10 protein-coding genes are annotated in these 11,280 nt (G+C 47.7%); 1 reads left to right on the forward strand and 9 read right to left on the reverse strand.

Annotation, left to right across the window (positions count from 1 at the left end; genetic code table 11):
- Nucleotides 1-166: 166 nt before the first annotated feature.
- From DW922_RS05950 to DW922_RS05995, 9 genes are all read right to left on the reverse strand, one after another.
- A complete protein-coding gene (locus DW922_RS05950) occupies nucleotides 167-1,117 on the reverse strand; it encodes a GTP-binding protein (RefSeq protein ID WP_118718571.1) in 951 nt (316 codons plus the stop codon).
- Between the two features lie 145 nt (nucleotides 1,118-1,262).
- Nucleotides 1,263-2,507, reverse strand: coding sequence for a CobW family GTP-binding protein (locus DW922_RS05955; RefSeq protein ID WP_118726112.1), 1,245 nt, complete (start codon nucleotides 2,505-2,507; stop codon nucleotides 1,263-1,265).
- A gap of 227 nt (nucleotides 2,508-2,734) precedes the next feature.
- A complete protein-coding gene (locus tag DW922_RS05960; protein WP_118718543.1) occupies nucleotides 2,735-3,100 on the reverse strand; it encodes a metal-dependent transcriptional regulator in 366 nt (121 codons plus the stop codon).
- Between the two features lie 227 nt (nucleotides 3,101-3,327).
- A complete protein-coding gene (locus DW922_RS05965; protein WP_118726113.1) occupies nucleotides 3,328-5,418 on the reverse strand; it encodes a heavy metal translocating P-type ATPase in 2,091 nt (696 codons plus the stop codon).
- A gap of 183 nt (nucleotides 5,419-5,601) precedes the next feature.
- Nucleotides 5,602-5,919 carry a DUF6110 family protein gene (locus DW922_RS05970; RefSeq protein WP_118718544.1) on the reverse strand — a complete coding sequence of 106 codons (318 nt, stop codon included), beginning with the start codon at nucleotides 5,917-5,919 and terminating at the stop codon, nucleotides 5,602-5,604.
- A 217-nt stretch (nucleotides 5,920-6,136) separates the two neighbouring features.
- Complete coding sequence (locus tag DW922_RS05975) at nucleotides 6,137-6,412, reverse strand: transcriptional repressor (RefSeq protein WP_118541047.1); 276 nt, start codon at nucleotides 6,410-6,412, stop codon at nucleotides 6,137-6,139.
- Between the two features lie 380 nt (nucleotides 6,413-6,792).
- Nucleotides 6,793-8,976: a ferrous iron transport protein B gene (feoB, locus tag DW922_RS05985; RefSeq protein ID WP_118726114.1), complete on the reverse strand. Its 2,184-nt coding sequence runs from the start codon at nucleotides 8,974-8,976 to the stop codon at nucleotides 6,793-6,795.
- A gap of 129 nt (nucleotides 8,977-9,105) precedes the next feature.
- Nucleotides 9,106-9,324 (reverse strand): ferrous iron transport protein A, encoded by a 219-nt coding sequence (locus DW922_RS05990; protein WP_118541053.1) that lies wholly within the window; start codon nucleotides 9,322-9,324, stop codon nucleotides 9,106-9,108.
- 99 nt (nucleotides 9,325-9,423) lie between these two features.
- Nucleotides 9,424-9,639: a FeoA family protein gene (locus tag DW922_RS05995; RefSeq protein WP_347560041.1), complete on the reverse strand. Its 216-nt coding sequence runs from the start codon at nucleotides 9,637-9,639 to the stop codon at nucleotides 9,424-9,426.
- Between the two features lie 306 nt (nucleotides 9,640-9,945).
- On the opposite strand from DW922_RS05995, the gene DW922_RS06000 reads away from it, so the two are divergent.
- Nucleotides 9,946-11,235, forward strand: coding sequence for a sensor histidine kinase (locus DW922_RS06000; protein ID WP_118726115.1), 1,290 nt, complete (start codon nucleotides 9,946-9,948; stop codon nucleotides 11,233-11,235).
- Nucleotides 11,236-11,280 lie beyond the last annotated feature (45 nt).

Consider the following 11,280-nt stretch of genomic DNA (forward strand, 5'->3'; position numbering starts at 1 on the left):
GCATAAAAATGGAGCTTTGCAACATGAATTGCAAAGCTCCATTTTTATGCCTCATAGATCTTACAGCTGCTTCGCTGCACACTCGCACTGGATATACTGCTCCGTTGTATCATGCAGTATGGGAAACTCTTCTTCTTTTCCACTTATGAATGCCAAAGCACATCAGTTACCCAAACTGTACTACATCCTTGATCGGCTCTGCCGGCACTACCTCCTCGGCGTAAAGCACCGGTCCTTCCCCGTTATAATCCTGCCAGTATTCAATCTCAACCCGGGCACGTACCGTTACCCACTGTCTGGTTTCTAAGTTTCTGGCCTCCTTAGACTTGCAGATATAGCCAAGGAATGTCATATCCTCCGCACAGCAGGTCATTGCCATACGTCCCGGAACAAAATAGTTTTTCGGGAAGTTAGAAGACTTCATGACCATCGCCGTAAACTCTACCACCTTGCCCTTATAGCGCTCCGGTTTGTCCATGCAGTCAATATACCAGATGCCATAAGCCTCCGGACTGATCTTGATCACATCTGCCTTCATATCGTATGGAAGATCTTCCTCGGAGATCTCGTCGATCTCACCATTTTCATCCTCAAACACAATATCACACTTGGTATTCATGGATTTGAGCATACGTTTATAGCGGTCCAGATCCTCGATTCCGTCGCAGCGGTTGCAGATGATAAGCTCAGAATTCTTTACCATGGAATTTAACAGTGACTTCATATTCTTAACATAGAGCTCGAAGGTCGACATGTCAATGATGGTAATCTGCTGGTAGATGGTCCAGTCCTTTGGAAGCTTGAGGTCATCCTGGTTCCACATACCATTCCACTCGATCAGGACACGTTCCGGCTGGTGCAAAAGCTCCAGCTCAGTTAAGCGGTCCGGTGTGATCTCCTCCAGACTGTCTACATATACGACAGAGGTTTTGGTGTCTGCAAGCAGCGCATCGTCATACTCTGTATCGCCTTCCTCACACACGATCAGGAGGGTCTTTCCGTCTGTACGGAAATAATCCTGTTCCATGGTGAAGGACAAAAATTCGGTTTTTCCGGCCTCCAGAAAGCCGTTGATCAAAAATACCGGCGTTACTTCATCGTCAATCATTGGTCCCATAGTTTGTACCTGTCCTTTTTTCTTTTTAAGAAAGCGCTGATGCATTCAGCGCCTTCCTATGGTCTGTCCGGGCAAAATCTGCTGCCACAACTGTGCGGTACAGAATTTCTAATTCAGAAAATCCATACCCGTATGCAGCAGGCAGTTAGTTTCTGCCGAACGCTTTCTTTAATTCGTCTTCCTTTAAATTTGCGCCGATGACACATACCTTACCGGTGTAATCCGGTGCTCCGGTGCGGATCTCATACTGCTCTGGAACCATATCAAAGTAGTACCACTCGCCTTCCTTCTCACTCGGAAGCATGCCTTTTGCACGGAGAACATCGCCGTATTCGTTACCGTAAGCCAGCTCCTCCAAAATTGCAGTCAGAGTCTCCTTGCTGCAGGCATCGATGGTCTCAAGGCCCCAGCTGCTGAACACTTCATCTGCATGATGATGGTGATGGTCGTGGTCATGGCAGCCACAGGTGCACTCCTCATCATGGTCGTGATGATGATGCTCATGCTCGTGGTCATGGTCCTCGCAGCCGCACTCCTCATCATGGTCGTGATGATGATGCTCATGCTCGTGGTCATGGTCCTCGCAGCCGCACTCCTCGTCGTGATCGTGGTGATGGTGCTCATGCTCGTGGTCGTGATCCTCGCAGCCACACTCCTCATCATGGTCGTGATGATGGTGCTCATGCTCGTGGTCATGATCCTCGCAACCACAGCCGCAGTGCCCGCCATGCTCGTGGTGATGGTGGTGTGCGTGCTCCTCCTTTACCTGGGCCAGCAGTTCTTCCATCATGGTGTCCGGCTTTTCGATCAGCTCTAAGAGCTGTGCACCGGTCAGCTGGTCGATCGGGGTGGTCACAATGCTTGCATCCTTATTGTGCTCACGGAGCAGTTCTACATCGGCTAAGACCTTCTTGGAATCTGCCACATCGGTACGGCTCATAACGATGGTTCCTGCATTCTCGATCTGGTTGTTGAAGAACTCACCAAAGTTTTTCATATACATTTTGCACTTGGTCGCATCTACGATGGTTACAGCGCTGTTCAGCTTGACATCCAGATTCTTTGCCACGTCGCGCACTGCGTTCATAACGTCGGAAAGTTTGCCGACACCTGACGGTTCGATGATGACACGCTCTGGTTTATACTTGGTCAGTACTTCCTCCAGAGACTTGCCGAAATCGCCTACCAGGGAGCAGCAGATACAGCCGGAGTTCATCTCACGGATCTCGATGCCGGAATCCTTTAAGAATCCGCCGTCGATACCGATCTGGCCAAACTCGTTCTCGATCAGGACAACCTGCTCGCCCTTGATTGCTTCCTGTAAAAGCTTCTTAATAAATGTTGTTTTTCCTGCGCCTAAAAAGCCGGAAATGATATCAATCTTTGTCATGATGATCCCTTCTTTTCTTTATGCTCTGCCGGTCTGCTGTCAGCAGCCGTTGTTACTGCTTATGTTAGCACCCGACAACTTATCATTATCGTTTCCCATTCTGTCACAAAATTCCCAGAATGTCAATATGCCGGGCAGGTTAGGCCCGGCATATCATGTGGTCACTGGTCACTGTACACAGCAGGAATCTTCAGAAAAATTTCCGTACAGTACAGCTTTGGCAACCTTTATTTTCTTTTTCCCATATAAGCACTGATGCCGTCAACCACTTCCTGGTCCAAGATGTGTTCCATGCGGCAGGCATTCTCCTCTGCCATTTCCTCAGAAACACCCGTTACCTCCTGCAGGAATGCGGTAAGGAGCAAATGACGTGCATAAATAGACTTTGCCTTTGCAAGACCTTCTTCGGTAAGCTGAATATCGCCACCCTGCTCCATGGAAATGAAGCCCTGGTCCCGCAAAAGTCCCATGGCCCTGCTGACACTTGGCTTGCTAAAATTCAGCGCACGTGCCACGTCAATGGAACGCACAACTCCTTTTTTTTCTTTGATCATCAGTATTGTTTCCAGATAGTTTTCCCCTGATTCGTGCATACAACAACCTCCTGTCCCGTCATGGGATATCCGCAGCAGGCCTGACAAACGCAAAAAACGGACTGCGAATACTATAATCATAAACGATAATCCCATGCAAGTCCAGCACTTTTCCAAAGTTGTACAAATTGTTTCTATAAAAAAATTCTCAATACATCTTTCATTTCTGACATTGTTCGAATTATTTTATATAGAAAACTTCTTCTCCGGAAAAGCAGCCACCCATTTTATTCTGGAAGCAGGTTTTTCATGCTCTTTAAGCCGATCAGGAGCGTAGAAGTATTGTGCAACAGCGCAGAAGTTGCAGGCGGCAGAATGCCAAGAACACCAAGCGCGATCAGGCCTGCGTTAAACCCTACGATCGTGCGGTAATTCCAGTTGATCCGCTTCATCAGATGATTGCTGATCAGCTTTAATGTTACCACCTCGTAGAGGTTGTCCGCACCGATGGTCACATCGGCGATCTCTCTCGCAAGCTCCGCACCATCGCTGATGGCAATGCCCACATTCGCTGCGGAAAGCGCCGGGGAATCGTTGATTCCGTCACCGATCATGATGACCTTGCGGCCTGCATTCTTTTCTTTCTCCACAAAGCTTGCCTTATCCTCCGGAAGCACTTCGGAATAGTACTCATCGACTCCTGCCTTTGCAGCGATCGCTTTTGCCGTACGCTCGCTGTCGCCCGTCATCATGACAACCTTGCTGATGCCTGCCTCTTTTAAGGAAGCAATGACATCGCGGGCCTCCTCACGCAGCGGATCCTGAATGCAGATCACGGCTGCCAGGGCACCGTCGATTGCCAGATACAGATGGGAATATTCCGGCAAAAGGGCATCGAATAACTCCTGCTTTCCTTTTGGAATAGTACATTTCTCGTCTTCAAAGACAAAATGAGCACTGCCGATGATGGCTTTCTTCTCGCCATTTTTATCCTCCAGGGTTGTGGAAATGCCATGTGCCACAATGTACTCCACCTTGCTGTGAAGTTCCTCATGAACCAGTTTTTTCTTCTTTGCTGCATCAACCACTGCCTTTGCCATGGAGTGCGGGAAATGCTCCTCCAAGCATGCCGCGATCCGGAGCAGTTCATCGCTGCCCATCTCGTTAAAGGATACTACATCCACAACCGTCGGCTGCGCCTTGGTCAGGGTTCCAGTCTTATCGAAGACAATGGTATCTGCCTCGGCCATCGCCTCCAGATACTTGCCGCCCTTTACCGTAATGTCATACATATTGGCCTCACGGATTGCGGAAAGAACAGAAATTGGCATAGCCAGCTTTAAGGCACAGGAGAAATCAACCATCAGAATCGACAGTGCCTTCGTGGTATTTCTGGTGATGAGCCAGGTAAGACCCGTGCCGAGCAGGCTGTACGGAACCAGCGTATCAGCCAGATGCTCTGCCTTGCCCTCCAGGGAGGATTTTAATTTTTCTGATTCCTCGATCATGGTAACGATCTTGTCGAACTTGCTGGAACCACCGGTTTCTTTGACGCGGATGGTGATCTCACCTTCCTCGACAACAGTGCCTGCATAAACAGAGGCACCTGCTGTCTTGGCTGCCGGAACCGACTCGCCGGTTAAGGATGCCTGGTTGACCATGGCTTCTCCTTCGACCACTTCGCCATCGAACGGGATCACATTGCCCATGTGAACACGGACAAGGTCTGCTTTCTGGATGGTATTGGTCGGAACCAGTACCTCCTGTCCATCGCTCACCAGCCATACCTTGGTGATGTTTAAGGACATGCTGCGTGCCAGATCTCCCACCGATTTTTTGTGCGTCCACTCTTCCAGGATTTCACCAACACCAAGCAGGAACATGACGGAACCTGCCGTATCGAAGTCGCTTCTTATAATCGAAACGCCAATCGCGGTCGCATCCAGAACCGGAACTTCAATCTTTCTGGCTGCCAGTGTACGGATTCCTTTCCATATATATTTCACGGATTTCACCGACGTGATCACTGCCCGGATGCTGGCCGGAAGGAACATGGTATTTCCTGCACGCAGGATCACGCGGGTCATCAGCTTGTCCCAGTACTCACTGTTTAAGGCACGGCCGGAATTCTGCAGATAAGACTCCGGGACTTCTGCCTTCTTATAAGAGAATGTCTGCAAGTCACGGACAACCTCATTCCGGTCTCCGTCAAAATGAATGACCATTTCGCCAAGACGTTCCCGTACTTTTACAGAAATCGCATACGGCTTCGCGTTGAAGTAATACTGCAGGGTATCAGCCTGCTCGAAGCTCATGCGGCCCTGCAGGATCTGGACACGGATTCTGCCGCGGATTTCATGTTTGATCACAAATTTCATGAGATATCCCTCTTTTCACTACGGATATGTATTTTGTATGTATTTCAAAGGAAAAGGGATGCAATCGCATCTGCTGCATCCCCATTTTCCTGTTTTCACGTTACGATTCTGTATCATCCAACACCGTAACATTCCTGTAAAAACCGGGCGGCAAGTCACAGATGCCGCCCTAAACCACAAGCATTACTCAGCGTCTGCTGCCTCGGTTTCCTCTGCTTCAGCCTCTGCTGCCTCATCTGCGAATGCAGCTGCCTCAGCCTTTGCTGCGCGCTCCTCATTGATCTGCTGAGCCTCAGCGTAGATATCCTCTGCATTTGCCTGTACGCTTGCTGCTACGTTCAGGACACATGTCTTTGCGCGAAGAACAGCTGCGGTGCAATTGGTATAAAACTTCTTTGCATCCTCACTTGCAAGTACTTTTACGCCTGCAGTACCAAACAGAACACCTGCTGCGAAAATTCCGGATTTCTTAACATCGAAAGCTTTTAAACATTTTAACATGACTGGATTCCTCCTCATATGTAATTTTATTTTTTGTTTACTGGCTATTCTAACGCATTCATTTTCAAAATACAAGAGTCTTTTTGATAAAAATTCTTAATAAGGAAAGAAAGGGAGTGTTAATGATAATCTTTCTCATTAACACTCCCTTTCACGATTCTCCACCCGGAAAATGAACTTCCTGTTTCAGCCCGGAGGCAGAACCGTCTTCTGCATTTCATGCGAATGCCATATGTTCTCCCATACCGTAATCAATCCGATACATGTTTTTTCTCTGAATCAGACCAGCTTCTTCCAGTGTTTTCACCATACGGTAAACCGTAGCCATGCCAATGCTTGGGTCACGTTTTGCTGCCTTATAATAAATTTCCTTGCAGCAGCTGCACTCATCCTGTAAAATCACATCAATCAAAAGTTTTCTCTGGCTGGTAATCCGGCAGCCATTCTTCTTCAGTTCCGAAATAATAAATCCTTTTTTTGCCTCAGCTGACATATGATACCTCCTCTTGGTTGTTTGCTCTTTCTGGTTGATTTTGGTTAGTTCTTGCTAACTTATGGTTTTACAGAAAGGGCAGACAAAACTGCCCTGATCTGTTTGTTTCTTATTTTGTTTTTGGTTCCGGAGTGGAAGGATGACAGCTTGCACAACCGGAACAGCCGGCGCAGCTTCCGGAACATCCACCTGATTTTTTCTGCTGGTGACGCTTTCGGATCACATAGAAACAATATCCGGCGATGACGGCCACTACGATAATATCTGCTAACACTTCCGTTCCCTTCTTTCCATACCATTTGAATGCAGCTCCGGCCGGTGAAAACCGGAGCTGTAGAATTCTAATTTGTTTTTTATTGCGTTTAGCGCTTCTTCTATTATTATGAAGCAGCCTGTACCGATCTCTTTGCGTAGGTCTTCTGGTCTTTATACGGATCCGGACGGAACAGCATGAAGAGCATGAAGAGTAATACAACGAATCCAACTACGGTGCCAACACCGAAGGTGCCGTACAGTAAGAAGGATCCCACCTGATAAATAACCAGGGTTACTGCGTAAGCGAATACATTCTGGAACACAATTGCAAACCAGAACCATTTGCGGCTCTGCATCTCTTTTGCCATGGTAGAGATTGCTGCCAGGCACGGAGAATCAAGCAGGTTGAACAGCAGGAAGCTGAAACCAGCCAGAGCAGTCGGGAACCACATGCCAACACCAGCTGCAACGGTATCTGCGTCCTCGACATCGCCTGCAACGTTTGCAAGAACGCCCATGGTAGAAACGATACCCTCTTTTGCACTGAAGCCGGAGATTGCTGCTGCAACCGGCTGCCACTCGCCCCAGCCAAGCGGTGCGAACAGCGGTGCGATCGCGCCGCCGATGATAGCCATTAAGCTGTCTGCGGAATCCTCAACCATACCAAATGCGCCATCCTGTACACCAAAGGTGCTTAAGATCCACATAACTACACATGCTAAGAACAGTACGGTACCTGCTTTGATGAAGAAGCCTTTCAGTCTCTCCCAAACGTGAAGCAGGACAGTTCTTGCAGACGGAATATGGTACTGCGGAAGCTCCATAACGAACGGAGCCGGCTTACCGGAGAACGGTTTGGTCTTCTTTAACATGATTGCTGCGATCAGGACTGCTGCGATACCGATGAAGTACATCAGCGGAGTGATCATGCCAGCGACATCCCAGCCGGTTACATAACCAGCCATAACACCGCCCATAAGAGCGATAACCGGAAGCTTTGCACCACACGGAACAAAGGTTGCAGTCATAATGGTAAGACGTCTGTCGTTATCCTGCTCGATGGTCTTGGAAGCCATGATTCCAGGAATACCGCAGCCAGAAGAAATCAGCAGCGGGATGAAGCTCTTACCGGAAAGTCCGAAGTGACGGAACACACGGTCCATAACGAATGCGATACGTACCATGTAGCCGCAGTCCTCAAGGATAGACAGGAATAAGAACAGGATTGCCATCTGCGGCATGAATCCAAGGACGGCACCCAGACCACCGATGACGCCGTCAACAGCCAGGCTGATGATGAAATCGCTTGCGCCTGCATTAGTAAGGAAGTTGGTTGCAACATCCTGAATGGCACCTACAAAGGTATCGTTGGTCCAGTCGGTAACAAAGGTACCAACGGTGGATACGGAGATGTAATAAACAACCCACATGATCGCGATGAAGATCGGAATACCAAGAATACGGTTGGTTACGATCTGGTCGATCTTATCGGACACGGTCATCTTGTCTTTGCCCTTCTTTACAGAAGAGGAAACAACCTTCTGGATGAATTTGTAACGCTCATCGGTTACAATACTCTCCATATCATCATCATGCTTTTCTTCGATTTCTTTTCTGGTTGCCTCAACGATGCTTGCAGCGGAAGCTGGAAGCGTGATGCTCTCAACAACCTTGCTGTCGTTCTCGAGGAACTTGACTGCATACCATCTCTTCTTGTCAGCAGTGATGCTGTCCGGAAGAACCTCTGCAACCTTGGCAACTGCTTTTTCCATCTCCTCGGTGAAGATTTCCTTCGGCAGTGCTGCCTCTTTCTTGTGGGCAACCTCAACTGCCTTATCGATCAGCTTGTCAAGACCGGTCTGCTTTAATGCGGAGGTCTCAACCACCGGGCAGTTCATTAACATGGAAAGTCGCTCTACATCGATCTTCATGCCTCTCTTCTCGAGAAGGTCGGTCATGTTTAATGCGATGACAACCGGAACACCAGTCTCGATGAGCTGGGTGGTTAAGTACAGGTTACGCTCGATGTTGGTGGAATCCACAAGGTCCACAATCACATCCGGGTTCTCTTTCAGCACATAATCACGGCTGACAACCTCCTCTAGTGTATATGGAGACATGGAGTAAATACCCGGAAGGTCGGTTACGATCACATCCTCATGTTTTCCTTTTGTTTTTAATTTACCTTCTTTTTTCTCTACCGTAACGCCCGGCCAGTTACCTACATACTGGTTTGCACCGGTGAGGGCATTGAACATGGTTGTTTTACCACAGTTCGGGTTTCCGGCAAGTGCAATCTTAATTGCCATTTTCTTCCTCCCTGAAGCCAGATCCTGGCTTTCATTCTTCAATGTTGTCCTATGTATGATTCTTTGTTTGTCACAAAAACTGTATCACGCAGAATTTTCAATCCCAAAGTTTCCTGCCGCGTACACTAACTATTTTACCTCTACGCACTGGGCATCGTCTTTTCTGACAGACAGCTCATAGCCTCTGACGGTAATCTCAACCGGGTCTCCAAGAGGAGCAACTTTTCTGATGTAAAGCTCGCTTCCTTTCGTGATACCCATGTCCATAATACGACGCTTGTAAGCACCATCACCACTGATCTTGGTTACCACAACGGTACTTCCAACTGCTGCATCACCTAAAGTCATCGTCTTAAATCTCCTTTCCCAAAGATCACTGCCCTGATCACCATCCGGCACGGGCAGATATATTTTTCATTTGTATATAGTTACGTCCTTTCTGATTACTTACGCAACCATGATGTGACGTGCCATATCCTGGTTAATTGCGACTCTGGAATCCTTGATATTCACGATCACATTGCCTCCGATCGCTGAGATCACAGTAACCTCGGTTCCTGCCACGAAGCCAAGATTCTCCAGAAAACGTCTGCACTCCTCATTGCCTCCAACCTTGTGGATTCTGCTCGCCTGTCCAACCGGCGCCATAGTAAGTGGCATCATAACTCATCTTCTTTCTTTTCTTGTAGTATATAAATTTGCACTGTAACTGATGTAATATTTTGATATAACACTTACACCAAATGGAATCAGCGGGGAATATTAGCACCCGCTAACTTTAGATTAGTATAGGCTAACCTCGGTTAGCAGTCAATAACTTTGCAGCAATTTTGTCATTTTTGTTAGTTGTTGCTAACCACAGGTTTGCTTATTGAGAAAAAATTATTACTATTGCAAGCTTGACAGATTTTTTCAGAAAAATATGGTATGATAGGCATATCTTAGACGTGTTTTAGAGAGGTTATCGATATGATTGAACTGGTTTTTAACGAATTTCTCAATACATTTCCATTTTTTATATTGGCTTATCTGCCCGTCTGCGACCGCATGCGTTTTGCATTCAAAAAGTCCTTCTTGATGATGTGCATCTGGGAATCGGTTTATCTTTGCCTGTTTTCCCTGCTCGTGATCTTCGGACTCTCCAGCGTTTCCGCACAATATCTGGCAATACCGGTTCTGTTCGCCTTGATGATGTTTTTAGTTGACGCGGATATTGGAATTACCGCATTTCTTTTTTTGTTTACGGTCGATTACCTTCTGGTCATCCGTGGTGCAACCTTCTATCTCTGCCAGAAAATTTTTCATGTTTCGTTTTTGTCATGGCAGGCTGGTGCCGTTACCCTGATTCTTACCCTGACAACCGTATTTTTCATGTCAAAGTTCCTGAAAGGAATCCTTTCTGATCTGCTCAGTGTACGGCTGCCGGACTTCTGGAAGACCGCATGGCTGCTGCCATGCTCCGCAACCGTTATGGTCCTGCTCCTCACCGGAAATATCCGCAACGGAAATGTAAAAAGTAACGCACTTATAGCGAGGATCCTGCTTCTGGTCTGCATGTTCCTTATTAGTCATCTGATCCTTTTATTCATTCGGAACCTGCAGGAACAGATCATAGAACAGGAACGCAACAAAACCATGGAAAACCTGTTGAAGATGCAGCGGAAGCAGTCGGAAGAGCTCCAGGTACGCATCAAAGAAAACCGCAGAGCGAGACATGATTTCCGGCAGCACCGGGCAGTGATCCGGGACCTGGCAAACCGTGGAGACTTAGATTCCTTAAAGAATTACCTGGAGGAATATGAGCAGCAGTTTCCCGATTCATCCGACCGGCTATACTGTGGAAACCTTGCCTTAAATGCCGTTCTTTCCTATTATGCAGACCAGGCAAAACAATGTTCCATTCCCATGACATTCAAAATCGATTTGCCGGAAAAGCTGCTCATCCCGGAAACCGACTTTTGCGTTCTGATCGGAAATCTTCTGGAAAATGCCCTCGAAGCCTGCAAAGCACAGGCCAGCGATTCCTTTATCCGCGTTCTGATCCAGCAAAACCAGATGTCCTCCATCACGGTCGCCGTGGACAATTCCAGTTCCTGCCGCCCGGTATGGGATGGACAGAAGCTCCTCTCCACGAAACACCCGGGAAACGGAATCGGGACTGACTCCGTGCGCTATATCGCAAAACGCTACAAAGGTGGTGCCCACTTTGAATGGAAAGATGGGGTGTTCTACGCATCGGTTATGCTGAACCTGCTGTAAAATAACAATTTATTTCACTTTAATAGGGCCGTGTGAGTTGCCTTT

This window comes from Clostridium sp. AM42-4 (assembly GCF_003480105.1).
In the GTDB taxonomy this organism is placed as follows: domain Bacteria; phylum Bacillota; class Clostridia; order Lachnospirales; family Lachnospiraceae; genus Brotaphodocola.